The sequence below is a fragment of the Olsenella sp. An188 genome (genome assembly GCF_002160255.1).
Taxonomy (GTDB): domain Bacteria; phylum Actinomycetota; class Coriobacteriia; order Coriobacteriales; family Atopobiaceae; genus Thermophilibacter; species Thermophilibacter avistercoris.
The window spans coordinates 209,543-235,434 of the sequence record NZ_NFKF01000002.1 but is presented as its reverse complement, the minus strand read 5'-3'; the positions used below and the strand labels follow the sequence as shown (position 1 = coordinate 235,434).

Genomic DNA, 25,892 nt, shown 5'->3' with positions numbered 1-25,892 from the left:
GGCCCCGTGGGCTACACTGTCTGCATGGAACCTCACGCCCACAGCATCGCCCCGCGCGTCCTCGTGGTCGAGGACGACGCCGCGCTCTCCGAGGTGGTCCGCACCTTCCTCGGGGACGAGGGGTACGCGTGCGCGCCAGCCTTCTCCGGCACGGAGGCGCTGCTGCTCTCGGAGCGCGCGGCCGAGAAGGGCCAGCCGTTCGACCTCGTGATCCTCGACCTCATGCTGCCGGGCGTCCCGGGCGAGGAGCTCATCGGGCGCCTGCGCGCGGCGGGCGTTGACGCGCCGGTGATCGTGACCTCGGCAAAGGGAGCGCTTGCCGACCGCGTGGGCGTGCTCCGCCTGGGGGCGAGCGACTACCTGGTCAAGCCCTTCGACCTCGAGGAGCTTCTCGCCCGCGTGGAGGTCCAGCTGCGCGGCCGCGAGACGCCCGCAGCCCCGGCCGCCCTGCGCTTTGGCCGCTGGGAGCTCGACCCTGCGGCGCGCACCTTTACCGTGGACGGCGCGCCCGTGCGCCTCACGCGCACCGAGTTCGACATCCTCGCCGCGCTGATGCGCGAGCCGAGCCGCGTCTTCACCAAGCAGGCCCTCTTCGAGCTCGTGCGCCACGAGGAGGCGCTCGCCGACGAGCGGACCATCTCCACGCACGTGAGCAACCTGCGTGCCAAGCTGCGTGAGTCCGGCACGGACGACTACGTCCAGACCGTCTGGGGCATCGGCTTCAAGCTCCGCGCGCAGGCGTAGGGGCGGGCACGGGCGAGAAGGACCCAGGCGCGGGCTCGTTCTTGTCAAAGTCTTGTACCTTTCTGAAGCCTTTCTCGAAACTCCCCGCGTACGCTTGAGACAAAGACGGCGAGGGGAGGTCCCATGAGCAGCAACGCCATAGAGACGAGTGGTCTTTCCAAGTCGTTCCGCGGCGTGCGGGCCGTGTTGGACGCGGACATGCACGTGCCTGCAGGCTCCGTCTACGGCCTCGTGGGCAAGAACGGCGCGGGCAAGTCCACCCTGCTCAAGCTCGTGTCCGGGCTCACGCCGCAGGACCGCGGGACCGTCTGCGTGGGCGGGCGCCAGCTGCGCCCCGGCGAGTCCGACCCGCGCCTCGGCGTGCTCGTGGAGGCCCCGGCCGTCTACGGGCGCCTCGACGCCTTCGAGAACCTCATGAACCGTGCGCTTATCCTTGGCCTGCCCGACCCCAGGGCGGCGTGCCGAGAGGTGCTCGAGCTCGTGGGGCTCGGTGCCCGTGACGCCGGCGACGGCCGCCGGCGCGTCCTCTGGCCGCGCGGCACCTACGTCGACGACCTCTCCACCGGCCAGCGCCAGCGACTCGGCGTGGCCCTCGCCCTTCTCGGCGACCCGGAGATCCTGCTGCTCGACGAGCCGCTGAACGGCATCGACCCCACGGGCGCGGCGGCCCTGCGCGACCTTCTCGCCCGGCTCAACCGCGAGCGCGGCGTCACCGTGGTCATAAGCTCGCACGTGCTCTCGCATCTGGAGCGCGTCTGCACGCACTACGGCATCATGCGCGGAGGCTTCCTCGTGCGCGAGCTCACGGAGGGCGAGCTCGCCGACGCCTGCGCCACCTACCTCACGCTGCGGGTGGACGCGCCGGAGCGCGCGGTGGCGGCGCTCGCCGAGGAGCTTCCCGGTCTCACGGTGCGGGTGCTTCCCGACGGCGCGCTGCGCGTGACGGCGCCGGGCGGCGGCGAGCCGGACCGCCGCGTGCTGTCCCAGGCGCTCCTGTCCGCGGGAGTTGCCGTGAGCGAGCTCTCGGTGAGCGTCCCCGACCTCGAGGCCGAGCTCGTGCGCATCATCGACGCGCGCGAGCCCTCGCGCGCGGCCGGCGACGCGAGCGCTCCCGGGAGGGGGCGGTCCGCATGAGAAACCAGCTTCGCGCAGCGCTCTACCTGCTGCTTCACGACGCGTACCCCAAGGGTGCGGTGGCCATTACGGCGCTGCTGCCGCTCGTGTTCGCGCTGACGACCCTCATCCCGGGGGTCGACCCCGTCACCTTCGAGTACGTGCTTTCGGGTGCCGTGGGCGCCGCCAACTTTGGGGCGAGCTTCGCGATGGTGGGGCTCGTCGCGCACGACCTGGCGTCCGGGGGCCTGCGCGCGGCCTGCCTCGCCCCGCGCGGCCGGCAACGCTACGTTGTCTCGCGCGCGGTCCTGGCGGGCGTGGTCTCGGTCGCGCTCATGCTCTGGGCGGTGGTCTTTTCTGCCGTGCTGCTCGTCTTTCCCGGCGTGTACGTGGCATATTCGGACGCGCTCGGCGAGCTCGTGGGCGTCGTTGGCGCGCGCGTGCTCGTCGCCTGGGCGTATGCGACGATCGCCACGCTGCTCACTTGGGTCTCAAGGCGCGAGCGGGGCATGGGCGGGGTCTTTCTCATCTCGCTTGCGGTCTCCGCGGGCATCCTGGGGCTTCTCGTCCAGACGCTTCCCGTCATGGTCGCCCAGCTCTTCTCGCAGGAGCTGGGAAGTGCGCTGCTCGACGGTCTGCGCTTCGTGCTGCTCTACCCGCTCGTGGAGAGCTTTGCCGTGGTGGACCCGCTGCGCTCCGTCGCCCTGCCGCTCGTCTATCTCGTTGCCGCTTCCGCGCTCTCCTGTCGCCTCTGGGCGAGAAGGGCCGTCTGAGAGGGGTGTCATCATGAAGAACCAGCTTCGCTCCGGGTTCTACCTGCTCGTCCGTAACCCCTACGTCTGGGTGGCGCTCGCGCTCGTGGTGGCGCGCTGGGCGTGGACCCTGGCGGGAGTTGCGCAGGGCAGCGTGAGCTTTGGCCTGCAGGACTCCATCCTGCGCGACAAGGTCACGCTCGTCGTCTACGTGTTCTCCGCCGCCGGCATCGCCGCCTTCGACCAACGCGGTCGCGCCCTGCGGAGCTCCTGTGAGGCCGAGGGTGGACGCGCCCGCTACGCCACCTCGCGCTTTGTGATGGTCGCCGTGGTCGCGCTCGCGCTCGTGGCTGCCACGGCGGCGCTCGACCTGCTCGGAGGGGCGCTCGTGCCGGGGGCGTCGCGCATCCTGGCGTCGCCGCAGATGCACGAGCCGCTGCGCCTGGCGGCCGGCATCCTCACGGTGCTCGTTGCCTGCGAGCTCGCGTTCTTCGTGGGCGCGCTCGTGAGGAGCCCGAGCGCGCTTGCCACGGTCGCCCTGCTCGCGGTGCTCTACGTGCTCTTCCACATGGCGATCGTCGCCCTGGTCCCCGACGGCGAAATCACGCTCCAGCAGGCCCGGCTCCTCGACGTCGTGGGCGCGCTCGTGTCCACCGAGGGCCTCACGACGGGCGTCTCCTTTGCGCCGGAGGCCCGCCTCATGCCGCTCGAGCTGGTGCCGGCCTTTGTGACCCCGCTCGTGTGGCTCGCGGCCCTCTTCGGCCTGACGCGCCTTCTGCTGGCGAGAAGGACGGTGTGACGTGACGGCGCTGCTCGCCATAGCGCTTCTCGCCTCCCTGGGCGCGCTCGCGTGGCTCGTTGCCCGCGGGCGCGCCCGCACGCGCGACCTCGCCCGGCTCACCGCGATGCTCGAGGACCACGAGGCCGCCCCGATCGCCCGTGCGCGCCTGGAGTCGGCCGACCGGGAGGTCGCCGCGCTCGCCGCGGCGATCGACCGCACGCTCGACGCCGCGCGCGACCGCGAGCTTGCCCGTCGCGCGGACGACGAGCGCTTCCGCGAGCAGCTCTCCGCGCTCAGTCACGACCTGCGTACGCCGCTCGCCGGCGCGCAGGGCTACCTGCAGCTCGCGCGGCGCACCCCGGACGCCGCCCGCGCGGCCCACTGCCTGGACGGGGCCGAGGAGCGCCTCGCCGCCTTGCGGGTGCTCGTGGACGACCTCTTTGCCTACGCCCGCGCGGCGGACCCGTCCTGGGCGCCCGAGCTCGTGCCCTGCGACCTGCAGCTGGCGGTGGCCGACGCGCTGGCGGCGCGCTACGAGGAGTTCGCCGCGCGCGGCTGGGAGCCCGAGGTGCTTCTCGCCGACGCCGAGCCCGCGCTCGCCGCGCCGGACGCGCTCGACCGCGTGGTGGCAAACCTACTGGACAACGCCCTCGCGCACGGATCGGGCGCCCCGACGGTGCGCGTGGACGGCGCGACGCTCGCGGTGGAGAACCCCGTGGGCGCCGACGTCGCGGCCGCGCTCGACCCCGCGCGCCTGACCGACCGCTTCTACCAGGGCGATCCCTCGCGCACCGGGCAGGGCTCGGGGCTGGGCCTGGCCGTCGTGGGCGCGCTCGCCGAGGCGATGGGGGCGAGCTTTTCCGTTGATGTCACGCGCGAGCCGCCGCGCTTCTCGGCGCGTCTTGAGCTGCGGCCGGCGTCGGAGGCTCGCGCGGCGTCGTAGCCCGCGTGCCGCGTCGCCCGGCGCGAGTCCCGCATGGCGCCGGGGCCCGTCCCGTCCATCTCGCTGCCACAAAAGCGGCCCGATTGGGCGTTTTGGTCCCCTCGGGTTGCCGGGAAGCGTCGTTTTGTCAGGAACCCACTCCCGTTGGGTGGCATCCTTGATGTCCCGGGGGCGCCCTTGCCCCCTCCGGCACAGATTCGCCCGGCGAGAAGAACGTTTGGGCAGGTCGTTCTTCTCGCCGGGCGGTTGGTGCGGTCTTGGGCGCGTGGGCACATCAAGCTTGCCACCCAATCGCACGGCATTCTTGCCGTACGGCCCTCTCGCCGCGCGCTACGCCACGCGCTCCACGCTCGTGCCGGAGCGCAGCTCCTCGGCCACGGCCATGTCGAAGTGGCCGGTCGAGGCCGTGAGGCAGTTGGCGGAGGCGCAGCTCATGGCGTAGGCGAGCTGGTCCTCCACGCCCATGCCGCGCGCGATTGCCACGGCGAAGGCGCCGACCATCGTGTCTCCGGAGCCAACCGGGTTTACCACGTCGATCTTGGGCGCACGACCGCGGAAGACGCCCTCGGAGCAGGCCATCACGGAGCCGTCTCCGCCGAGCGACACCACAACCTTCTCGACGCCGCGGCTCTCGTGCACCTCGCGCGCGGCGGCAACGATCTCGTCGATGGACTCGGGCTTCTTGCCAAGGATCGCGCAGATCTCGTCGGTGTTGGGCTTGATCATCGTCGGGCGCGCCGCGAGGCTCTCCACGAGGAGCTTGCCCGAGGTGTCCAGGATCGCCGGCTTGCCCGCCGCGCGCACGACGTCCACGAGCACGCGGTAGATGTCCTCGCCGGCGCCCGCCGGGGCGCTTCCGTTGAAGGTCACCACGTCCGCGCGCGCCGCTACCTCGGCGATCTTCTCGCGCATGGCGGCCACCTCGGCCTCGCTCACGGGGCGGCCCGGCTCCAGGAACTCGGTGGAGCGCCCGTCGGGCTCGAGCACGTTCACGCAGCAGCGGGTCTCGGCCGCCACGTGGACAAAGTCGTGCGCGATGCCGTCGGCGTCCAGAAGCTCGCAGAGCAGCCGGCCGTTGTTGCCGCCCACAAAGCCCGTGGCCAGCACGTCCTCGCCGCAGGTGGCCACCGCGCGGGCCGCGTTCATGCCCTTGCCGCCCGCGTTGTCGATGCAGGTCTCGACGCGCATGACGGTGCCGTCCACGAGCGGGCACGCCAGCTGGTAGGCCTTGTCGATTGAAGCGTTGAGCGTGACGGTGGCGATCATGCGAGTCTCCTTTGTTCGCGCGGGGCGCGGGCGCGACCCCTCCTCACTGCAATCATAGCCCGCCCGTGCGCGCCGCCCGGTCGCGTGGGCCCGCGACTCGCCCTGCGGCAGCCTTTCGCTTGCTTGCGTTTGGCGCGTTTTGCGGTCCCGAGGTGCGCACCGGGACGTCCGTGCGCCGCCCACCCTAAGGGTTTTGTCACGTTCGGCACCGAGCGCCGGGAGGCGCGTCCCGCCCGGTATCATGATGAAAAGCGGAGAGGAGGTGGTCATGCGGGGCAGGCTCCGTAGAAAGGGTCGCAGGCGCGGGGTGCTTCTCGCCCTGCTCGTTGCCGTCGCGCTGGCCGACAGCGCCACGCTCGCCGGGGCCGCCGTGCTGCACGCCCGCCGGCTCGAGCGCGTCACGGGGGCCAACGCCGTCACGGCGCCGACCGTTGCCGCCGAACGCCGCACGGGATCGTTTGTCACCACGATCGAGTACGGGGCACTCTTCTCCGCAGGGGGGCACCAGGTCACCTCGGAGGTCTCCTGGGACGACGCGTGGTTCTTCCAGGACGCCGGCTCCTACAACCAGGACCTCGCGCACACATGCGCGGTGCTCTCTGCCGTGGCAAACGCCGAGAGCGCCTACTACCAGCAGGGGTCCACCTCCCCGGCCTACGCCGAGCACGCCTTCGCGCAGCTTGGCTTTGACGAGGTGTGCACGGCGTCCTACCGCTATCGCAGCGAGGTGCTCGACGAGGTGCTCGGCGTGGTGGACGGCACCGACGTGGTCGCCTACACGCTGGCGACCAAGCGCGTCACCGACCCGGCTACGGGCGCGGAGAGGCTGCTCACGGTCGTCGTTGTCCGCGGGAGCTACGGCTCCGAGTGGATCTCCAACGCAAAGATCGAGGGCGCCACGGGCGTGGCGGGTGAGGGGGACGAGGAGGACCACCTCGGCTTCACCCTCGCGGCGAGCGAGATCGTGGCCGACCTCGAGAAGCGCGCCGCCGAGCTCGACCCGAGCGTGGAGCGCAGCTACCTGTTCTGCGGGCACAGCCGCGGGGGCGCGGTCGCAAACCTGCTCGCCAGCTACGCGGATGACGTGGCGGGCGGCAGCCACGCGCTCGCCACGGCCGAGGACGTTCGCGCCTACACCTTCGCGACGCCCAACTGCACCTCCGCGGACGACGCGCGCAGCGCCACCTACGACAACATCTTCAACGTGCTGAATCCGTCCGACCTGGTCACGCGCCTGCCGCTCGAGTCCTGGGGCTACGAGCGCTACGGGCGCGACGTGTGGCTGCCCGGCGAGGGCGACGCGTCGTTTGCCGAGCGCGAGGACGTCATGCGCGCGTCCTACCTGGCCACGATGGGCGCCGAGTGCCCGGCGAGCCCGGACGACCGCGCCGTGGCGGACGAGTTTGCCGCCTCGCTCGGGGCGCGCGTCTCCAGCTTCGACGAGCTCGTCTCGCCGCTCGGGCTCGTGGACCTGGCGGGCGAGCTCATGGGGCTTGACCTCGGGCGCCTGCTCGCGAGCCACTACCCCAACACCTACATCGCCTGGCTCGACGCCACGGATGCCGCCGACCTGCGCTTCGAGTAGGGCTCGGGCCGCGCGTTCTTCTCGCCCTGCGCCGTTGCGTGTGCTACCATGTCCCAACAGGCGATGACGGAGAGGTTCGGGCGTCGCGTTGCCAGCGGACAAGAGATGGGGGTCACCGGCTGAGAGCCCCCTCCAAGGCAGAGGCCCGGAGTTCACTCCACCAGCCGCGACCTGAACGGCGCGAGGTTCTTCTCGCCAGCCCAGTAGGGAAGCCGTCGGCCCCACGGAACGGGGCGAGAAGAGCGGGCGCGCGGGAGAGAAAACCCACGCGTCAACCGAGGTGGTACCGCGGATCACTCCGTCCTTGGGCAACTGGCGCCCGGGGACGGTTTTTGTTTGGAAAGGGGAATTCGCATGTCGATGTCCGACGACCTCAAGGCGATTGAGGCGCAGGTGGCCGAGGGCGTGGCCGCAGCACAGAGCATGGAGGAGCTCGAGGCGCTGCGCGTGAGCGTCCTTGGCAAGAAGGGCCAGCTCACGGCCATCATGCGCTCGATGGGCAAGCTCGCGCCCGAGGAGCGCCCGGCCATGGGCCAGCTCGCCAACACCGTGCGCGCCAACGTTGACGCCGCGCTCAAGGCCCGCAGGGAGACCCTCGCCGCCGAGCTCATGGAGCGCAAGATGGCCGCCGACGCCTGCGACGTCACGCTGCCGGGACGCCGCCTCACGCCCGGCACGCAGCACCTCATCTCCCAGATCCGCGAGGAGGTGGAGGACATCTTCTGCGGCCTGGGCTACACCGTCGAGGACGGCCCCTACATCGAGACGACCTGGTACAACTTCACCGCCCTCAACGCCCCGGAGGACCACCCCAGCCGCTCGGCCAAGGACACCTTCTACGTGGTGGACAACGCGCCGGGCACCGTGTCGCACGCCGAGGAGACCAACGTCCAGGGCGAGTCCGACATCCTGCTGCGCACCCAGACCTCCGGCGTCCAGGTGCACGTCATGGAGCGGAGCAAGCCGCCCATCTACATGATCTGCCCGGGCACGGTCTTCCGCCCGGACACGGCCGACGCCAACCACCTGCCCCAGTTCACGCAGATCGAGGGCCTCGTCGTGGACGAGGGCATCACCTTCGGCGACTTCAAGGGCACGATGGACTACTTCCTGCGCCAGGTCTTCGGCGAGGACCGCGCCACGCGCTACCGCCCGCACTTCTTCCCGTTCACCGAGCCCAGCTGCGAGGTCGACGTCTCCTGCGGCGTCTGCGGCGGCAAGGGCTGCCGCTTCTGCAAGGGCACCGGCTGGCTCGAGATCCTCGGCGCCGGCATGGTCGACCCCAACGTCCTGGACAACTGCGGCATCGACTCCGAGAAGTACACCGGCTTCGCCTTTGGCATGGGCGTCGAGCGCATCGCGTGCCTGCGCTACGACCTGCCCGACCTCCGCATGCTCATGACCGGCGACATGCGCTTCCTCTCGCAGTTCTAGACCGGCGGACCAACGTTTCAGACTTTATCGCGCACAAAGGAGAAGAACATGCGCATCTCATACGAGTGGCTCAAGTCCATGGTGGACGTGCCCGAGGACCCCGCCGAGCTCGTGGCGGAGTTCACCCGCACCGGCACCGAGGTCGAGGCGGTGGAGAAGGTCGGCGCCAACCTGGAGCACGTGGTCACGGCCCAGGTCGTGAGCAAGAAGCCCCACCCCGACTCCGACCACATGTGGCTCTGCCAGGTAAGCGTGGGCGACAAGAACGTGGACGCGGACGGCAACCCCGTGCCGCTGCAGATCGTCTGCGGCGCCCAGAACTTCAACGAGGGCGACCACATCGTGTGCGCCATGATCGGCGCGGTGCTGCCCGGCGACTTCAAGATCAAGAAGAGCAAGCTGCGCGGCGTGGAGTCCTGCGGCATGAACTGCTCGGCGCGCGAGCTCGGCCTCGGCAGCGACCACGAGGGCATCATGATCCTGCCCGAGGACGCCCCGGTGGGCATGGACTTCACCGACTACCTCGGCACCTCCGACACCGTGATCGACTGCGAGATCACGCCCAACCGCCCCGACTGCCTCTCCATGACCGGCATGGCGGTGGAGGTCGCCGCCATCCTCGACGAGGACACCCACGTCGAGCTGCCGAGCGTCAAGGCCGAGAAGGGCCCTGACGCCGCCGACCTCGTCGACGTGACGATCGACGACCCCGAGCTGTGCTCCCGCTACACCGCCCGCGTGGTCCGGGGCGTCAAGATCGGCCCCTCGCCGGAGTGGCTCGCCCGGCGCGTCGCCGCCGCGGGCGGGCGCTCGATCAACAACGTCGTGGACGTGACCAACTACGTGATGTACCTCACCGGGCAGCCGCTCCACGCCTTCGACCTGGGCAAGCTCACCGAGCGCGACGGCAGGCGTCACATCGTGGTGCGCGCCGCGGGGGATGGCGAGAAGCTCGTGACGCTCGACGGGCAGGAGCGCACCCTGACCCCCGACATGTGCGTCATCACCGACGACGGCCACACGCCCGTCGCGCTCGCCGGCGTCATGGGCGGGCTGGACTCGGAGATCACCGAGGACACGACCGACGTCCTTCTCGAGAGCGCGAACTTCTCGTCCGGCCACACCTCGCGCACCAGCCGCAACCTCGACCTCATGAGCGAGGCCTCCATCCGCTACGAGCGCAAGGTGGACGGCACCAACTGCGCCAACGTGGCCGAGATCGCGGCGGCGCTGTTCGAGGAGTGCTGCGGCGCCGAGGTGTGCCCCGGCATCGTCGACGTCTACCCCGGCGAGGCCGACGACGCCCCCGTCCAGATCACCCTGCGCCCGAGCCGCACCCGCCTCATCGGCGGCGCGGACATCCCCGAGGAGTTCATGGTGGCCCGCCTGCGCCGCCTGGGCTGCTCCGTCGAGCGCGCCGGCGAGGACGCCCTTTCCGTCGTCGCGCCGACCAACCGCCCCGACCTCACGCGCGAGGTCGACCTCATCGAGGAGGTCGTGCGCCTGTGGGGCGAGGGCGACATCGCGCCGACCATCCCGGCGGCGAGAAACCACGCCGGCGGCCTCACGCCCGAGCAGCGCCGCGTCCGCAGGATCGGCCAGGTGCTGCGCTCCTGCGGCCTCTCCGAGACCTCCACGTACTGCTTCGCCGCGACGGACGACCTCGCTCGCCTGGGCATCCCCGAGACGGGGCGCGGCGTGCCCGTGAAGATCATCCGACCGCTCGTGGCCGAGCAGTCCGAGATGCGCCGCGACCTGCTGCCGGGCCTGCTGCGCTCCGTGGCCTACAACCTCGACCACGGCGTCTCCAACGTGGCGCTCTACGAGATCGGCCGCGTCTTCTTTGGCCACGAGAGCAAGAGCCTGCCCGACGAGCCGAGCTACGTCTGCGGCGTCCTGTGCGGCAGGCGCGCCGACGACGCATGGAACCAGCGCTTCGACGAGTACGACTTCTTCGACGCCAAGGGCGTGGTCGAGGAGCTGCTCGACGCCCTGCGCGTGACCAAGGTCCGCTTCAAGGCGGCCGACCCCGAGCAGTACCCGTGGCTCCAGCCCGGTCGCGCGGCCGAGGTCGTGGCCGGCGGAGGCCAGGTCGTGGGCTGGGTGGGCAACGTCCACCCGCGCGGCCTGCGCGCCATGGGCGTCGAGGCGCCGGTGGTGGCCTTCGAGCTCTCCCAGGCGGCCCTGCTGCGCCTGGCGGCCGACCAGCTCTCCTACCAGGACATCCCCACGCTGCCCGGCGTGGACGTGGACCTTGCCATCGTGGTCGACGAGTCCGTGACCTGCGAGACGCTCATGCAGCGCATCGGCTCCGCGGGCGGCAAGCTGCTCTCCGACGTTCGCCTCTTCGACGTCTACCGCGACCCGGTGCGCGTGGGCGAGGGCAAGAAGTCCATGGCCTTCTCGCTCACCTACCGCGCGGCGGACCGCACCCTCACCTCCGAGGAGGTCGAGAAGGCGCACGCCAAGCTCGTGACCAAGGTCTGCAAGTCCACCGGCGGCGAGGTCCGCAGCTAGCGCTAGCGTGGAGACTGGGACGACATAGTCCGCCTGCGGCTTTTCGGCCCGGGGGCGCACGAGGCGTCCCCGGGCCGCTTCGTGCTAGGATACGCACATGCCGAGCTGGAACATACATACCGCGCACGTCGAGAGGCTCCTTCGCGAGGAGGGGGCCGAGGCCCTCGGCGTGACCGACGTCAACGCCTTCCTCTTCGGCAACCTCGCGCCCGACGTCTACGTGGGCTACATGGTCCCGAGCACCAGCCACCGCATCGACTACAAGCTCACGCACCACGCCATGCGCGAGCACATCCCCCTGCCGCGCGCCGACGAGTTCTGGGACTTCTACGTCGAGGGCGGGCCCGAGACGACCGACCTCACGCTCGGCGCCTGGGCGCACCTCGTGGCGGACCAGGTCTACAACCGGCACACGCGCGCGTACCTCGAGCGCATCGGGATGGAGCCGGGCGAGGAGGCCAGGGTGGGCAAGCAGGCGGACTTCGCGCTCTTTGGCCGCACGCTCGACATCTCGCTCGTCCCGCGCGTGGACGAGGCCCTTCTCGCCCAGTGCGCGGCGTTTGGGCCCTACTCGATCGGCGAGAAGGACGTGCGGGCCGCGGTGGACGTGGCGCGCGGCATCGTGGAGCGCAACCGCGCCGAGCACGTGGACGGCGAGCCGTCCTACCAGCTGCTCACGGCGGAGTTCTTCGCCGCGGCGCGCGAGGAGGCCCACGAGGCGATTGCGGCTGGGCTGAGAAGCCGCGCCGCGCTCCGGTAGGCCCGGGGCAGGCTGCGGACATCGCGCGGAGGGACGCTTTTCTCGCCTGGTGCGGGGCGTTTCGTGTGAGAATGGGACGACACGCGAGGTTGACGGGCGAGAGGTGACCCGATGGAGTTTGTGGCGACGTGCCCCAAGGGCTTTGAGCGACTGCTGGCGGACGAGCTGTCCGGGATGGGCGTGCCGCAGGTCCGGCCGCTCCTGGGTCAGGTGGCCTTTGGCGCCGACCTCGCCGACGCGTATCGCGCGTGCCTGTGGTCGCGCCTCGCGTCTCGCGTGCTGCTGGTGCTGGGGCGTGTTGACGCGCGTGACGCGGACGCGCTCTACGAGGGAGTCCTCGCGCTTGCGTGGGAGGACCACCTCGCGCCCGGCGCGACCTTCGCCGTGGACGCCCACGGAACCAACGCCCAGCTCAGAAACACCCAGTTCCTGGCCCTGCGCACCAAGGACGCCGTGGTCGACCGCGTGGTCCGCGCCCGCGGCGCCCGGCCGCTGACCGACACCGCGCACCCGGACGTGACCGTCTCGGTGCGCCTCTCCGGGCAGAGGGCGACCGTCTCCCTTGACCTCGCGGGCGAGCCGCTGTTCCGCCGTGGCTACGACTCGCGCACCGACGCGCGCGTGGCCCCGCTGAGGGCGGACTACGCCGCCGCGCTGCTCACCGCGCTCGGGTGGCCCGGGTCGGGCGCCTCCACGCTCGCGGCGCTCTACGCGGGCCAGGGCAGCGTCCTGGTCGAGGCCGCGCAGGCGTCGCTCGACCGCGCCCCGGGCCTGCTGCGCGCCCGCTGGGGCTTTGCCGGCTGGGCGGGCCACGACGCGTCCTGCTGGGACCGCCTGGTCCGGGAGGCGAGGGAGCGTGCGGCCTCTGGCGAGAAGAACCCCTGCTCGCTTGCCGTCTTCGACCCGCGTCCCGGCGCGCTCGCCGCGTGCCGCCAGGCCGTGCGCGCGGCGGGCCTCTCGACCGACCTGCTCGTCGACGGGGGGTCGGCTCCGGTCGAGGCGGACCTCATGACCTGCGACCTCTCCTGGGTCGGCGCCGACGCCGTCGCGACGCAGGCGTCCGCGCTCTCCGCGCTCGGCTCGTTCGCGGGGAGGGCGGCCGTCGTCCTCTCCCGCGACGCGACGCCCGACGCCGCCCTGCGCGCCGAGCCCTCGGCGGTGACCGAGCTCATCGTGGGCCGCGACGCCGCGACGCTTCGCTCCTATGCCGCGAGCGACGAGGTGGAGCCCATCGCCTCGGTCGAGGTGCCCGTCGCCGGCGGCGGGCCTGCGGCCCGCGTGGGCGTGCTCGTTCCGGCCTCCGACCAGTTTGCGCGCCGCCTCGCCAAGGTGGCCAGGCAGCGCGCCAAGTGGGCACGGCGCGAGGACGTGAGCTGCTATCGCGTCTATGACGCCGACCTGCCCGACTACGCGGTGGCGATCGAGCTCTACGAGGGCTCCGAGACGCCGGGGCGCTGGCTGCAGATCTCCGAGTACGCCGCGCCGCGCGGCGTGGACCCCGAGCTCGCCCGAAGGCGCCTGCTCGACGTGGCCGCCATCGCGCCGCGCGTCCTGGGCGTCGACCCGGGCGACGTGAGCGTGCGCGTGCGCACGCGCTCCCGCGGCGGCTCCCAGTACGCCGACGAGGCCCGCACGAGCGAGCGCGCACGCCGAGGCTCTTCTCGCCGGCAGGGGGACGTCGAGCTGCCGGCCGGATCTCACCTCGTGGACGAGGGCGGCCTCACCTTCGAGGTCAACTTCGACGCGCGCCACGACTGCGGCATCTTCCTCGACCACCGAGAGACCCGCTCGCGCATCCGCGAGATGATGAAGCGGACCCAGGGCTCCAAGCGCTTCCTCAACCTCTTTGCCTACACCGGCACGGCCACCTGCTACGCGGCAGACGGCGGCGCCAAGTTCACCACCACCGTGGACCTCTCGCGCCCGAGCCTGGACTGGGCGCGGCGCAACATGGCCCGCAACGGCTTCACGGGCCCGGAGCACGAGTTCGTGCAGGCAGACGTCCTTGCCTGGGTGAGCGAGCAGCGCCACACGCGCAACCGCTGGGACCTCATCTTCTGCGACGTGCCCACGTTCTCCAACTCCGCGCGCATGCGCAAGGCCTCCTTCGACGTGCAGCGCGACCACGCCGAGCTCATCATCGGCGTGTCGAGGCTGCTCGTGCGCGGCGGGTCCGCGATCTTCTCGTGCAACCTGCGCAGCTTCAGGCCGGACGTCGAGAAGCTCGCTCGCGCCGGCGTGGCCTTGGAGGACATCACGGACGAGACCATCCCCGAGGACTTCTCGCGCAACAGGAAGATTCACCACGCCTACGTGGTGACCCGCGTCTAGGGACCGCGACGGGGCGAGAGGTTCTTCTCGCCCCGTCTGCCGCCGCTGCCCATCCGTCCGCGTAGAGTCGGGCTAACTCGCGTGCCCCCGATACTAGAATCAACTCTGACGTGTGTTTGTCGGCGCGGCGTGGCCGTCGCGCCCCGAGTCGAAAGTGGGGGAACGTCAATGGACGCAAGCATCGAGGCCACGGTCAAGACGTGGCAGGACAACGTCAAGGAGGCCGACCTCGCCGAGGAGCTCGCCGAGCTCGTCAAGCCCGGCAACGAGGACAAGCTCTTCGACGCCTTCTACCGCGACCTCGCCTTCGGCACCGCCGGCCTGCGCGGCACCCTGGGCGTGGGCACCAACCGCATGAACGTCTACGTTGTCGCCCAGGCCACCCAGGGCGTGGCGGACTACCTCAACGCCCACTACGAGAACCCCACGCTGGCCCTCGCGCGCGACTCGCGCAACAAGGGCGAGGACTTCCAGCGCGTGGCCGCCGGCGTGCTCGCGGCCAACGGCGTGCACGTCTACGTGTACCCGCGCATCGAGCCCGTCCCCACGCTGTCCTTCGCGGTGCGCCACCTCGGCACCTCCGCGGGCATCGTGCTCACGGCCTCGCACAACCCCGCGCCCTACAACGGCTACAAGGTCTACAACGACAACGGAGGCCAGATCACCGACGAGGCCGCGGCCGAGATCTCTGACAACATCGCCAAGGCCGACCCGTTCAACGTCAAGATGATGAGCTTCGAGGAGGGCCTGGAGAAGGGCCTCATCGAGTGGACCCCCGAGGAGGTCCTCGACAGCTTCATCGAGAACATCAAGAAGGTCTCCGTCCCCGGCTTCAAGGCCTCCGACGACTACTCCGTGGTCTACACCCCGCTCAACGGCACCGGCATGGAGTGCGTGACGCGCATCCTCAAGGAGATCGGCGTCGAGAACGTGACCGTGGTGCCCGAGCAGGCCGAGCCCGACGGCAACTTCCCGACCTGCACCTACCCCAACCCGGAGTTCCGCGAGGCGCTTGAGCTGGGCCTGAAGCTCGCCGACGAGGTCAAGCCCAACCTGCTCGTGGCCACCGACCCCGACGCCGACCGCATGGGCACCGCCATCCCGCACGACGGCGACTACGTGCTGCTCTCCGGCAACGAGATGGGCGTCCTGCTCATGGACTGGCTCGCCACCATGGCGCGCAACCGCGGCGAGGACGTGGCCTCCAAGGTGGCCGTCTCCACCATCGTCTCCAGCTCCATGCCCGACGCCCTCGCGCGTGACTGGGGCTTCGAGATGAGGCGCGTGCTCACCGGCTTCAAGTACATCGGCGACCAGATCGACCAGCTCAAGGACGCCGGCGAGGAGGACCGCTTCCTCATGGGCTTCGAGGAGTCCTACGGCTATCTCGTGGGCACGCACGCCCGCGACAAGGACGCCATCGTCGCCACGATGCTCTGCGTCGAGATGGCAAGCTACTACGCCGAGAAGGGCATGGACCTCTACGAGGCCATGGACGCCCTCTACCAGAAGTACGGCTACTACCTCAACGGCACCGTCAACGCGAGCTTCCCGGGTGCCGCCGGTGCCGACAAGATGGCCGCCATCATGACCGGGCTGCGCGAGAACCCGCCCGCCGAGATCGCCGGCTACAAGGTCGTCGGCATGACCGATTACGCCACCGGCCCCGAGATGCCGCGCGTCTCCGGCCTGCAGAAGGAGGAGGCGCAGGTCCTGCCCACGGCCAACGTCATCGAGTTCCGCCTCGAGGACGACAACAAGGTCATCTTCCGCCCGTCCGGCACCGAGCCCAAGGTCAAGGCGTACCTCTTCTCCAAGGGCGCCACGCGTGCCGAGTCCGCGGCCGTGCGCGCCAAGCTCCAGGAGGCAAGCGAGAAGATCCTCTCGTAGCACGATCTCAGCCGCTGGGGAGGCCCCGGCAGCTTCCACACGGGACTGTGCTTCGCGAAAGTCCCGCTTAGGAAGCTGCCGGGGCCTCCGGCTGTCGGTCGGCTCCTCGACCGGGGAGGGGTGGTGGTATGAGAAGCCGCCCCGTCCCGGGGCGATCGGGACGGGGCGGCTGGCGGGTCTTCGCTTGCGGTGCCTTGCGGCCGGGCTACTCGCCCTCTGAGGCGTCCCCTGCGCTCAGGGCGTAGAGGGTGGTTGACGCCGAGGCGACCGTTGCGGGGTCCCAGCTGTGCGAGCTCACGTCGGGGGAGGTGGGGTCGTAGACCACCACGGAGCCGTCCTCGTTCTCCGAGACCACGACCACCCAGTGGGCGCTGTCGGTGAGCGAGCCGGCCGTTACCTCCATGAGCAGGTAGGTTCCGGAGTCGAGCACCTGCGTGAGGTTGTCTGCGTTGGAGGTGTAGGCGGTGCAGGAGAGGCCCAGGCTGCTGAGGTCGCCCTCGAGGAAGCTCCCTGCCATGCCGGAGTCGCCGCTCGCCGCGCCCGCGTCGGAGACGAGCGTCGCCATGTCGGCGGGGGTGCGGTCACCCTGTCCCGTGATCGCCATGTAGGCCATGGAGAGCGCGGTGGGGCCCGAGCCGCTCACCGCGAGCGGGTGCCCCGCGTAGTCCACGCCGCCCCAGCGGCTGTCCCAGCACCAGAGCTGGGGGACCGTGCCCTGGCTCACGGCGTCCTCGTAGGGCTGGGCGGTCTTGTCGGACTCGGGGTAGGCCGCGACGAAGTCGATCGCGGCGGGCTCGGAGAGCGCGAGCTCGAGGAGGGCCTGGTCGGAGTAGGCGCTCGCGTTGGCCGCGATCTGCGCGAGCTTCTCGCCGCGGTCGAGCTCGGTCGAGAACCGGCGCGTGAGGTCCTCCGAGACGCCGGCGGCCACGCGCGCGTCGACCGCGTTGGTCTCGCCGGAGGACTGGTCGGACGAGCAGCCGCGCACGCAGCTCGAGATGCCCACGACGAGGAGGATGACGAGCACCAGGGCGAGCGCGGCGAGGATGAGGAGCCGGCGGTTGCCCGCGAGCCTGCGCGCGCGGCCGCTCTGGAAGTTGATGCTGCGGGAGCGCAGCGGGTATCCGCCGCCGCGCGGCCCCGAGAGCCTTCCGCTCCCCGGCCGCTGGCGGGTGCCGCGGGGGCCGTGGTAGGTTCCCTGGGAGGAGACCGGTGGGCGCGAGCCCTGCCTCGACGAGCCCGAGCCCGGGCGCGGCCGTCCGCTGCGATCGCTGTACGTCATGGCTCCTCCAGGGTGTGCCGCACGGTCATGGTACCTATCGCATCATACGCCCGGGCAGCTGCGCGGTATTTGCGGCCGGACGGTATAATCGGGGAGCGGTATGCGAAAAAACGAAAGCTCTCCCGAAAGGCGGCCCACATGAGGCGCAGGAACAACCGGCAGGACGCGATCAGGGAGATCGTGCGCGACAAGTCCATCCGCACGCAGCGCGCCCTCGTCGACGAGCTGCGCGCGCTCGGCTTCTCCTGCACGCAGGCGACCGTCTCGCGCGACGTGGCCGACATGGGGCTGTGCAAGCTCGCCGAGGGCGTCTACGTGCTCGCGGAGGACCTGCACCTCCAGCGCATGCTCTCGGAGTTCGTGGTGAGGGTGCTGCGGGCCGAGAACCTCGTCGTGGTGCGCTGCCAGCCCGGCACGGCCTCGGGCGTCGCCGCGGCCATCGACGACGCCGACCTCGCCCACGCGCTCGGCTCCGTGGCCGGCAACGACACCGTCCTCGTGATCGCGGACAGCTCCCAGGCCGCCGAGTCGCTTCAGGCGCTCGTGGCAAAGCTCGCCAACGCGCGCTAGGGCCCCGCGCGGCGCCGCGGCGGCAATCCCGACCACAAAGAGAGGAGGCCCCCGGACGTCCCGGGGGCCTCCTGGCATGCCGTGGCTCTTCTCGCCAGCCCGTGGGGAGACTAGCCCGAGGGCGTCGGCTCCGGGTTGGGGGTTGGCGTGGGCTCGGTGGGCGTTGTGGGCTCGGTCGGCGTCGTGGGCTCCTCGGGGGTGGTCGGCGTCTCGGGCGTGGTGGGGGTCTCCGGGGTCTCGGTGGTCTCGGAGTCCTGGGCCTGGTCGGTCTGCTCCTCGGTCTGCTCCTCTTCCTCCTCGGTCTCCTCCTCGCGCGTCCAGCCGGGCTGGTTCACCTCGGAGGAGGTGCCCACGAAGGTCCAGGAGCTGTTGTCCTTGTACTCGGCCTCGTGGTCGGACTCCGGCCACGAGCCGCGCTCGACGCCCTCGAGGATCGTGTTCATGTACGCGGTCCAGATGGGCTGGGCGGTGTTTGCCGTGGAGGCGTAGGAGCCCCAGACGTAGACCGCGCTGTTGCCGCTGTAGCGACCGACCCAGGTGACGGTGGTGTACTGCGGGGTGAAGCCGCAGAACCAGAGGTCGCCGGCCTCGTCGGCCGTACCGGTCTTGCCGGCGACGGGCTGGTTGGCGTTGAAGTAGGCGTTCACGTAGCTCGTGGTGTAGCCCGCGTTGAAGACGCCCTCGAGGACCTCGATGGCGTCCGCGGCGATGGCGGAGTCGAGCACCTGCTCGGCGTCGTCCTCGTGCTCGTAGACCACGTTGCCGTTGCGGTCCTCGATGCGGGTGATCGCCACGGCGTTGCGGTGCACGCCGCCGCTCGCGAGCGTGGAGTAGGCCTCGCACATCTCGAGCGGGGTGACCTCGGTGGAGCCGAGCGAGGACGCGGGGTAGGGGTTGATGGGCGTGTCGATGCCCATGAGCGCCGCGGTCTCCTGGAGCTTGTCAACGCCGATGGCCTCGATGACCTGGCCGTAGGCGGTGTTGGAGGAGAGCTCGGTGGCGCGGGCGAGCGTGATGATGCCGTACTGGTTGTTGTTGAAGTTGTGCGGCGCCCACTCGGAAGTGATCTGCATGGGCGATCTGCAGTCGAGCATGACGGTGGGGCTCATGCCCTCGCGCATGGCGGCGATGAGCGTGAAGGTCTTGAAGCTCGAGCCTGCCTGGCGCGGCTCGACCGCCATGTTGATGACGCTCTGCCCCGCCTCCTCGTCGTATCCGTAGTTCTGGCCGCCGACCATGGCCACGATGTGGCCGTTTGAGTTGTCGATGGAGACGAGCACGCCGCAGACGTCGGGGTCGTTGATCGAGCTGACCGTGTCTGCCGCGGCCTCCTCGGCGACCTGCTGCTTGTCGGGCTCGAGCGTGGTGTAGACCTTGAGGCCGCCCTGCTGGATGATGTCGGACGAGAAGTCCTGCAGCAGCAGGTCGCGCACGTAGTCGGTGAAGTAGGGGTACGTGCTCGTGGAGTCGGTGAGCTGACCGGGGTTGAGCGGGATCTCCTCGGCCACGGTGGCGTCGTACTCCTCCTGCGTGATGGTGCCCGCCGTGAGCATGCGCTGCAGGACGACGTTGCGGCGGCTCTTGCAGTTCTCGTAGTTGGTGAAGGGGTCATAGTAGGTCGGCGAGTTGGGGATGCCCACGAGCGTCGCGGCCTCGTTCAGGGTGAGCTCGCTCGCGTGCTTGTTGAAGTAGGTGATGCTCGCCGCCTCGATGCCGTAGGCGCCGTTGCCGTAGAAGATGGTGTTGAGGTACATGTTGAGGATCTGGTCCTTGGTGTACGTCTTCTCCATCTGGATGGCGATGTAGGCCTCGCGGACCTTGCGGCGCAGCGAGTTCTCGAACTGCTCGTCGGACAGGACCGTGTTTCTCACCAGCTGCTGGGTGATGGTGGAGCCGCCCTCGGAGCCGCCGAGGAACTGCACGACCACGGCGCGCATGATGCCCTCGACGTCGATGCCGTTGTGGCTGTAGAAGCGGGCGTCCTCGGTGTCGACCACGCCCTTCTTCACGTAGTCCGAGATCTCGTCGAGGGTGACGGAGCGACGGTTCTGCGTGTAGTAGGCCACGAGCTCGTTGCCGTCCGCGTCGTAGACGCGCGTGGGCTCGGCCACGAGGAAGGCGTCGGCAGAGGTGTAGTCAGGCAGGTCCTCGAGCCAGGTCGAGACGACGGCGCCCAGCGAGAGCGCGAGCGTCACGGCCAGAAGCGCTATGAATCCGAACACGCCCGCGATGCCGAAGGCGACGAAGTGCGTCTTGGAGTGCGTGCGCGCCCTGCGGGTTCTGATCCCCATGTACTCCTCCTGTCCAGGGAGCATGCGTCCACAGTCAGACAACATTATAGGTGCTGCGCGCACGTCCTTCTCGCCAAGGGGGCGAGCGCGTGGTGAGTCCGTGGACGAGGTCCTCCCGCGCCCCCATTTCGTGGCTGCGTTGTCCCTGCTCCTGCGGTATGCTTAGCAGTTACGCGGCCGCGTTAAGCGCGGCTTGGTCACGCGAAGAGCCTATGGAGGACAGAGCATTGCTGCCAGTTGACGAACAGCTCAAGGTCATCACGTCCGGGACGATGCAGATCGTGCCGCTCGACGAGCTGAAGAAGAAGCTCGAGAAGGGCACGCCCCTGAACATCAAGCTCGGCGTGGACCCCACGAGCCCCGACCTGCACCTCGGCCACGCGGTCCCGCTGCGCAAGATGCGCCAGTTCCAGGACCTCGGCCACAACGTGACGCTCATCATCGGCAACGGCACGGCGCTCATCGGCGACCCGTCCGGCCGCGACTCCACGCGCCCGCCGCTCACCGAGGAGCAGGTGGAGGCCAACGCCAAGACCTACGTCGAGCAGGCCATGAAGGTGCTCGACCCCGAGCGCACCACCATCGTGCACAACGGCGACTGGCTCAAGGGCCTCAACCTCGCCGAGATGCTGAAGCTCATGAGCCAGTTCAACGTGGCCCGCATCCTCGAGCGCGAGGACTTCCACAACCGCTACACCGAGGGCAAGTCCATCGCGCTGCACGAGTTCATCTACCCGGTGCTGCAGGCCTACGACTCGGTGGTCGTCAAGGCTGACCTTGAGATGGGCGGCAACGACCAGATCTTCAACCTGCTCGCCGGCCGCGACCTCATGCGCGCCATGGGTATGGAGCCGCAGGTGGCCCTCACGATGCCGCTTCTGGTGGGCACCGACGGCCACAAGAAGATGTCCAAGAGCTACGGCAACTACGTCGGCCTCACCGACGAGCCGGCCGACATGTACGGCAAGGTCATGTCCATCACCGACGAGCTCGTGCCCCTCTACTGGCGCCTGTGCTCCACCGCGGACATGGACAAGCTCGACGCGATCGACGCGGCGTTTGCCGACGGCACCGCCGACCCCTACGCGCTCAAGCGCGAGCTCGCCGCCAACATCTGCGACCTCTATCACGGCCAGGGCGCCGGCGAGGCCGCGAGCGCGGCCTTTGACGCGCAGTTCAAGCGCGCCGAGGCCCCCGAGGACATGCCGGAGTTCCCGCTCTCCGTGGCCGAGGTCAACGACGAGGGCAAGGTCTACCTCGGCAAGCTGCTCGTGGAGGTGGGCATCGCCAAGTCCGCGGGCGAGGCACGCCGCCTCGTCGACGGCGGCGGCGTCAAGATCAACGGCGAGGCCGTGGCGCCCAAGTGCTACAACGTCGAGGCGTCGCTCTTCTCGGCCGGCACGACGGTCCAGTCCGGCAAGAAGCGCTGGGCGCGCCTGGTGTAGGCCGCGGGCCTGGATGCGACGTGCGGGCGGGGTCGTGCGGTGCGGCTCCGCCCGCTTTTTTGGGCGGTCGCGCGAAGGGTCGGGATAATAACCCACATTTCAGGCCCTGCGCGAAAAGCTCAACTGGGGTTTTGTCCGATTCACAAATCCAAATGTGGATTAATTTGAGCGGATGCCGAGTTGCGACGCGGCGGGGAGGTCACATGACGAGACGACCCACGTTTCTGGAGACGCACGGTGTGCCGGAGCTCCTGGCCCCGGCCGGCGGTCCCGCGCCGTTCAACGCGGCGCTCGCGGCCGGGGCCGACGCCATCTACTGCGGCCTGGGCAACGACTTCAACGCCCGCCGCGGGGCGGACAACTTTGACGACGAGTCCTTCGCCGCGGCGTGCCGGCGGGCGCACCTGGCGGGCACGCGCGTCTACGTGACGGTCAACGTGGCCGTCTCCACCGCCGAGATGCCGCGCGTGCTCGAGCTGGTGCGCCGCGCGTGGGGGCTGGGCGCGGACGCCTTCATCATCCAGGACTGGGGGCTTCTCTCGGAGGTCCGGCAGCGCTGGCCCGAGATCGAGACCCACGTCTCCACGCAGGCCAACGTGCAGGACGCGCGCGGCGTGGCGTGGTGCCGCGACGTCTGGGGCGTGGACCGCGTGACGCTCTCGCGCGAGCTCTCGCTGGAGGAGATCTCCCGCATCGCCGAGGAGGGCGTGGAGCTGGAGTGCTTCGGGCACGGGGCGCTGTGCTTCTGCTATTCCGGCGTGTGCCTCATGAGCTCGATGAACGGCGGACGCTCGGCCAACCGCGGCCTCTGCGCGCAGCCGTGCCGCCTGCCCTACGAGCTCGTAGACGAGCGCGGCGAGGTCATGGAGATCCCGGGCGTGGCCACGGCCGGCCTCCCCGAGAGGAGCCGCGGGGTGGGCGGCACGCGCCTCTTGTGCCCCAAGGACTACTGCACCGTGGACCACCTGGCCGCGATGCGCGACGCCGGCGTGGGCTCGCTCAAGGTGGAGGGCCGCATGAAGGCCCCGGACTACGTGCTCTCCGTGGTGGGCGCCTACCGTGACGCGCTCGACGAGCTCTCCGTGGGCGAGAAGGACGCGCGCGCGGGCGCCGCCCTGCACCGCCGGCTCAAGCGCGCCTTCAACCGCGACTTCACCGACAGCTACCTCTGGGGTCGCTCGGACAACGACATGATGAGCTACGAGCGCTCCAACAACCGCGGCGAGGTCGTGGGCGAGGTCACGGGCTCGCGCCAGCTCGAGGACGCGCTCGTGCGGCGCGGCGGAGGCAACGGCGGGCGCGAGCGCATGCGCCGGCTCACCCGCGCCGACGTGAGCGTGCGGCTCTCGGCGCCGGTGGAGGCGGGCGACCTGCTGGAGATCCGCCCGGTCGACGACCCCACGCAGTTCCTGACGGCACCGGCGCCGGCGGATGCCGCGGCGGGGGAGGAAATCGTCTGCCGCGCAGCGCGGGCGATGCCGACGGGCTCCGTCGTGCGCGTGATCCGCTCGCAGCGTGCCCTCGACGATGCGGCGCGCCTCGCCGACAAGGACGTGGTGCGCCGCCGCGCGGTGCACGTGCGGGTGGTCGCGCGGATCGGGCGGCCGTTCGCGGTCGAGCTCGCGTGCGCGGACGGGGCGGCCGCGGCGCGCGCCGAGGGCTTCGTGGTGGAGGCGGCGCGCACCCGCGTCGTGAGCGGAGAGGACCTCGTGGAGCACGTCGGTCGCATGGGTGGCAGCCCGTTCGAGGCGGTGAGCTGGGAGGTCGAGCTCGACGAGGGCTGCGGCATGGGCTTCTCGGCGGTCCACAAGGTGCGCGCGGAGGCCTGCGCGCGTCTCGAGGAGGCGCTTCTCGCCCCCTACGCGGAGAGGGGCGCAGAGGACGCGAAGGGACAGTCCCTTCGTGTCAGCTCGCGCGCGCAGGACGCGAAGGGGACGTCACCGCGCGCCGCCGAGGTGTGCGCATTTGTGACCACGCCGGAGGCTGCCCGCGTGGCCCTCGACGCCGGGGCGGCGCGCGTCTACGCCACGGCGGACGACCTCGCACGCGGCGACTGGCCCGGGGGCGTCATCCCCTGGCTCGACGAGGTCTGCCGCGAGGCGGACCACGCCCGCCTGGACGCGCACGTGCGCGCCGGCGAGCCCTGCGCCGTGGGCAACGTCTCCGAGCTGGCGCTGGCCGTGGAGCGTGGGGCCGCCCCCGAGGTTCGCTCCTGCGTCCCCGTGCACAACGAGAGCTGCCTCGCGGCCCTCGAGCGCGCGGGCGCGGCGGGCGTGTGGCTCTCGCCGGAGCTCACGCTCGAGGAGGTGTGCGCGCTCGCCCGCGCGGCCGGCGTGCCGGTGGGCCTCGCCGTCCTCGGCCGCGAGCGCGTGATGACGAGCGAGCACTGCGTCCTGCAGGCGCTCGGCCGCTGCCGCCACGACTGCGCGCGCTGCCCCGAGCGCGCCCGGCGCCTCTCGCTGCGCGACATCGACGGCAACCTGCTGCCCGTGCGCACGGACGTCAACGGTCGCTCGCGCATCTGGACGGCGCGCCCGCTCGACGCCACGCCGCAGGTGGCCGAGCTTCTCGCCGCGGGCGTCTCTCGGCTGCTCGTGGACGGCACGCTCATGGAGCCCGAAGAGGTCGCCCAGGCCGTCGCGCGCGTCGCCGACGCCGTGGCTGCGGCGCGCGACGGGCGGCGCCCCGCCAAGCGCCTCCCCGGTGCCACTTCCGGGCATCTTTTCGCGGGCATTGGGTAACATGTTCTGCGGACACCGCGAGCGCGGGGCTTCACCCGCGCGTGACGAAAGGAACCACCATGGCCGTTGACCGCGCACTTCTCGACGCCACCCTCGACGTCATCCGCCAGAGCCTCCAGGCCGACGGCGGCGACGTCGCCCTCATCGACTGCACCGACGACGGCGTGGTCACCCTCGAGATGCAGGGCGCCTGCGCCGGCTGCCCGCTCTCCTCGCTCGACATGTCCGAGGGCATCGAGCGCATCCTCAAGGAGCACGTGCCGGGCGTGACGCGCGTCCAGCCCGCCGCGTTCTAGGCCAGGCGAGAAGCACGTGTTCCTGAACGACCTCTACCACGCGCTCGACCCGGTGGCCTTCACGCTGGGGCCGCTCACCGTGCGCTGGTACGGCATCGCCTACCTGCTTGGGTTCATCTGCGCGGGCGTGGTGATGTACCGCACCCAGAAGCGCTGGAAGCTCGGGCTTAGCGTGGACGACGTCTTCTCCATCGTGATCGGCGTGGTCTTTGGCATCATCATCGGCGCGCGCCTGTTCTACGTGATCTTCTACATCTACGGGGCGGGCGAGTCCCTCTCCAGCCCGCTCGAGATCTTCGCCACCTGGGAGGGCGGCATGAGCTTCCACGGCGGCCTCGTGGGCGCCGTCGTGGGCGGGGCGATCGTGTGCCGGATGTACCACATCTCCATCCCCACGATCTGCGACCTCGGGGTGATCGGCGCGCCGATCGGCCTGTTCTTCGGCCGCTGCGCCAACTTCGTGAACGGCGAGCTCTGGGGCAAGGAGACGGACCTGCCCTGGGGCGTCATGTTCGAGACGGGCGGCGCCGTGTATCGCCACCCCTCCCAGCTCTACGAGGCCATCCTCGAGGGCCTGGTGATCTTCGCGGTGCTCTACGTCATGTCGCGCCGCGTGCCGCCGCGCCCGCAGGGCACCTTCATGGGCGCCTTCCTCACGCTCTACGGCGTGGCCCGCATCCTCGTGGAGTTCGTCCGCGTGCCGGACGCCCAGCTCGGATACCTCTTCGGCCCGATCACGATGGGCCAGCTCCTGAGCCTGCCGCTCGTGGTGATAGGCGTGGCGCTCCTGGTGGGCGCGCACAGGCTGGGCCGCCCGCAGGTCGGCTACGTGGAGTAGGCGCGGCGCACTCCGGCTCACAAGATTAAGAACCTGATCTGTCACGAGGACGTGGGGCGGCGCACGGAGCCGTCCCGCGTCTTTCAGATGGCCTCATCTGCCCAAAACCGCCCCCGATTGGGTGGCATGTTTGATGTGGCGAGAAGAACGGGCGCCATCCGGACGTTCTTCTCGCCGGCTTTTTTACGCGTTTTGGCTGGTGGGCGGTGAGCATCCGGCCAAATTAGCGTGCAGGGCGAGAAGTGACATCAAAGATGCCACCCAATCGCACGTGGTTTGCGCGCGCGGGGCCTCTGCTCGGGCGCGTGTCTGGCCC

At 70.4% G+C, this 25,892-nt stretch carries 19 protein-coding genes; 16 read left to right on the top strand and 3 right to left on the bottom strand.

Features of this window, described 5'->3' with window-relative positions; translation table 11 throughout:
- The first annotated feature begins 6 nt into the window (after positions 1-6).
- The 5 genes from B5F23_RS03485 (at position 7) to B5F23_RS03465 (ending at position 4,333) form a co-directional block, all read left to right on the top strand.
- Positions 7-744, top strand: coding sequence for a response regulator transcription factor (locus B5F23_RS03485; RefSeq protein ID WP_241145785.1), 738 nt, complete (start codon positions 7-9; stop codon positions 742-744).
- 123 nt (positions 745-867) lie between these two features.
- Positions 868-1,878, top strand: a complete 1,011-nt coding sequence (locus tag B5F23_RS03480; RefSeq protein ID WP_087351842.1) for an ATP-binding cassette domain-containing protein — start codon at positions 868-870, stop codon at positions 1,876-1,878.
- Entirely contained in the window at positions 1,875-2,630 is a 756-nt protein-coding gene (locus tag B5F23_RS03475; protein WP_087351841.1) for a hypothetical protein, read from the top strand. Before B5F23_RS03480 ends, B5F23_RS03475 begins: the two co-directional genes overlap by 4 nt.
- Before the next feature lie 13 nt (positions 2,631-2,643).
- The gene (locus B5F23_RS03470) at positions 2,644-3,408 is read left to right on the top strand and encodes a hypothetical protein (RefSeq protein WP_087351839.1); all 765 of its coding nucleotides are present in this window, start codon (positions 2,644-2,646) and stop codon (positions 3,406-3,408) included.
- 1 nt (position 3,409) lies between these two features.
- Positions 3,410-4,333, top strand: coding sequence for a sensor histidine kinase (locus B5F23_RS03465; RefSeq protein WP_087351838.1), 924 nt, complete (start codon positions 3,410-3,412; stop codon positions 4,331-4,333).
- 330 nt (positions 4,334-4,663) lie between these two features.
- On the opposite strand, the gene B5F23_RS03460 is transcribed toward B5F23_RS03465, so the two are convergent.
- Positions 4,664-5,599 (bottom strand): 1-phosphofructokinase family hexose kinase, encoded by a 936-nt coding sequence (locus B5F23_RS03460; protein WP_087351836.1) that lies wholly within the window; start codon positions 5,597-5,599, stop codon positions 4,664-4,666.
- A gap of 268 nt (positions 5,600-5,867) precedes the next feature.
- Between B5F23_RS03460 and B5F23_RS03455 the strand changes: the two genes are divergently transcribed.
- The 6 genes from B5F23_RS03455 to B5F23_RS03430 all read left to right on the top strand — a co-directional run bounded on the left by B5F23_RS03455 (position 5,868) and on the right by B5F23_RS03430 (position 16,116).
- A complete protein-coding gene (locus tag B5F23_RS03455; RefSeq protein WP_158096109.1) occupies positions 5,868-7,184 on the top strand; it encodes a lipase family protein in 1,317 nt (438 codons plus the stop codon).
- Between the two features lie 354 nt (positions 7,185-7,538).
- On the top strand, positions 7,539-8,618 hold the full coding sequence (gene pheS / locus B5F23_RS03450; protein WP_087351833.1) for a phenylalanine--tRNA ligase subunit alpha: 1,080 nt from the start codon (positions 7,539-7,541) through the stop codon (positions 8,616-8,618).
- A gap of 48 nt (positions 8,619-8,666) precedes the next feature.
- Entirely contained in the window at positions 8,667-11,135 is a 2,469-nt protein-coding gene (pheT, locus tag B5F23_RS03445; RefSeq protein ID WP_087351831.1) for a phenylalanine--tRNA ligase subunit beta, read from the top strand.
- 97 nt (positions 11,136-11,232) lie between these two features.
- Positions 11,233-11,895 (top strand): hypothetical protein, encoded by a 663-nt coding sequence (locus tag B5F23_RS03440; protein ID WP_087351829.1) that lies wholly within the window; start codon positions 11,233-11,235, stop codon positions 11,893-11,895.
- 111 nt (positions 11,896-12,006) lie between these two features.
- Positions 12,007-14,226 (top strand): THUMP domain-containing protein, encoded by a 2,220-nt coding sequence (locus B5F23_RS03435; RefSeq protein WP_087351827.1) that lies wholly within the window; start codon positions 12,007-12,009, stop codon positions 14,224-14,226.
- 168 nt (positions 14,227-14,394) lie between these two features.
- On the top strand, positions 14,395-16,116 hold the full coding sequence (locus tag B5F23_RS03430) for a phospho-sugar mutase (RefSeq protein ID WP_087351825.1): 1,722 nt from the start codon (positions 14,395-14,397) through the stop codon (positions 16,114-16,116).
- A 205-nt stretch (positions 16,117-16,321) separates the two neighbouring features.
- Here B5F23_RS03430 and B5F23_RS03425 read toward each other — a convergent pair whose 3' ends face one another.
- The gene (locus B5F23_RS03425; RefSeq protein WP_087351823.1) at positions 16,322-17,395 is read right to left on the bottom strand and encodes a hypothetical protein; all 1,074 of its coding nucleotides are present in this window, start codon (positions 17,393-17,395) and stop codon (positions 16,322-16,324) included.
- 138 nt (positions 17,396-17,533) lie between these two features.
- Here B5F23_RS03425 and B5F23_RS03420 point away from each other — a divergent pair, with 138 nt between their 5' ends.
- Complete coding sequence (locus B5F23_RS03420; RefSeq protein WP_087351820.1) at positions 17,534-17,965, top strand: arginine repressor; 432 nt, start codon at positions 17,534-17,536, stop codon at positions 17,963-17,965.
- Between the two features lie 110 nt (positions 17,966-18,075).
- Here B5F23_RS03420 and B5F23_RS03415 read toward each other — a convergent pair whose 3' ends face one another.
- Positions 18,076-20,256 carry a transglycosylase domain-containing protein gene (locus tag B5F23_RS03415; RefSeq protein ID WP_087351818.1) on the bottom strand — a complete coding sequence of 727 codons (2,181 nt, stop codon included), beginning with the start codon at positions 20,254-20,256 and terminating at the stop codon, positions 18,076-18,078.
- Positions 20,257-20,483: 227 nt separating this feature from the next.
- Here B5F23_RS03415 and tyrS point away from each other — a divergent pair, with 227 nt between their 5' ends.
- The 4 genes from tyrS (at position 20,484) to lgt (ending at position 25,576) form a co-directional block, all read left to right on the top strand.
- Positions 20,484-21,701, top strand: a complete 1,218-nt coding sequence (gene tyrS, locus B5F23_RS03410; protein WP_087351816.1) for a tyrosine--tRNA ligase — start codon at positions 20,484-20,486, stop codon at positions 21,699-21,701.
- Positions 21,702-21,904: 203 nt separating this feature from the next.
- Positions 21,905-24,442, top strand: coding sequence for a U32 family peptidase (locus tag B5F23_RS03405; protein WP_087351814.1), 2,538 nt, complete (start codon positions 21,905-21,907; stop codon positions 24,440-24,442).
- Positions 24,443-24,501: 59 nt separating this feature from the next.
- On the top strand, positions 24,502-24,738 hold the full coding sequence (locus tag B5F23_RS03400) for a NifU family protein (protein WP_087351812.1): 237 nt from the start codon (positions 24,502-24,504) through the stop codon (positions 24,736-24,738).
- Positions 24,739-24,754: 16 nt separating this feature from the next.
- The gene (lgt, locus tag B5F23_RS03395) at positions 24,755-25,576 is read left to right on the top strand and encodes a prolipoprotein diacylglyceryl transferase (RefSeq protein ID WP_087351810.1); all 822 of its coding nucleotides are present in this window, start codon (positions 24,755-24,757) and stop codon (positions 25,574-25,576) included.
- Positions 25,577-25,892: the final 316 nt, after the last annotated feature.

What these genes read in the sequence shown, in the direction of transcription:
- B5F23_RS03480 (WP_087351842.1), top strand. Translation starts at nt 868, where the DNA reads ATGAGCAGCAACGCCATAGAGACGAGTGGTCTTTCCAAGTCGTTCCGC.
- B5F23_RS03475 (WP_087351841.1), top strand. Translation starts at nt 1,875, where the DNA reads ATGAGAAACCAGCTTCGCGCAGCGCTCTACCTGCTGCTTCACGACGCG.
- B5F23_RS03470 (WP_087351839.1), top strand. Translation starts at nt 2,644, where the DNA reads ATGAAGAACCAGCTTCGCTCCGGGTTCTACCTGCTCGTCCGTAACCCC.
- B5F23_RS03460 (WP_087351836.1), bottom strand. Translation starts at nt 5,599, where the DNA reads ATGATCGCCACCGTCACGCTCAACGCTTCAATCGACAAGGCCTACCAG.
- B5F23_RS03455 (WP_158096109.1), top strand. Translation starts at nt 5,868, where the DNA reads ATGCGGGGCAGGCTCCGTAGAAAGGGTCGCAGGCGCGGGGTGCTTCTC.
- pheS (WP_087351833.1), top strand. Translation starts at nt 7,539, where the DNA reads ATGTCGATGTCCGACGACCTCAAGGCGATTGAGGCGCAGGTGGCCGAG.
- pheT (WP_087351831.1), top strand. Translation starts at nt 8,667, where the DNA reads ATGCGCATCTCATACGAGTGGCTCAAGTCCATGGTGGACGTGCCCGAG.
- B5F23_RS03440 (WP_087351829.1), top strand. Translation starts at nt 11,233, where the DNA reads ATGCCGAGCTGGAACATACATACCGCGCACGTCGAGAGGCTCCTTCGC.
- B5F23_RS03435 (WP_087351827.1), top strand. Translation starts at nt 12,007, where the DNA reads ATGGAGTTTGTGGCGACGTGCCCCAAGGGCTTTGAGCGACTGCTGGCG.
- B5F23_RS03430 (WP_087351825.1), top strand. Translation starts at nt 14,395, where the DNA reads ATGGACGCAAGCATCGAGGCCACGGTCAAGACGTGGCAGGACAACGTC.
- B5F23_RS03425 (WP_087351823.1), bottom strand. Translation starts at nt 17,395, where the DNA reads ATGACGTACAGCGATCGCAGCGGACGGCCGCGCCCGGGCTCGGGCTCG.
- B5F23_RS03420 (WP_087351820.1), top strand. Translation starts at nt 17,534, where the DNA reads ATGAGGCGCAGGAACAACCGGCAGGACGCGATCAGGGAGATCGTGCGC.
- B5F23_RS03415 (WP_087351818.1), bottom strand. Translation starts at nt 20,256, where the DNA reads ATGGGGATCAGAACCCGCAGGGCGCGCACGCACTCCAAGACGCACTTC.
- B5F23_RS03405 (WP_087351814.1), top strand. Translation starts at nt 21,905, where the DNA reads ATGACGAGACGACCCACGTTTCTGGAGACGCACGGTGTGCCGGAGCTC.
- B5F23_RS03400 (WP_087351812.1), top strand. Translation starts at nt 24,502, where the DNA reads ATGGCCGTTGACCGCGCACTTCTCGACGCCACCCTCGACGTCATCCGC.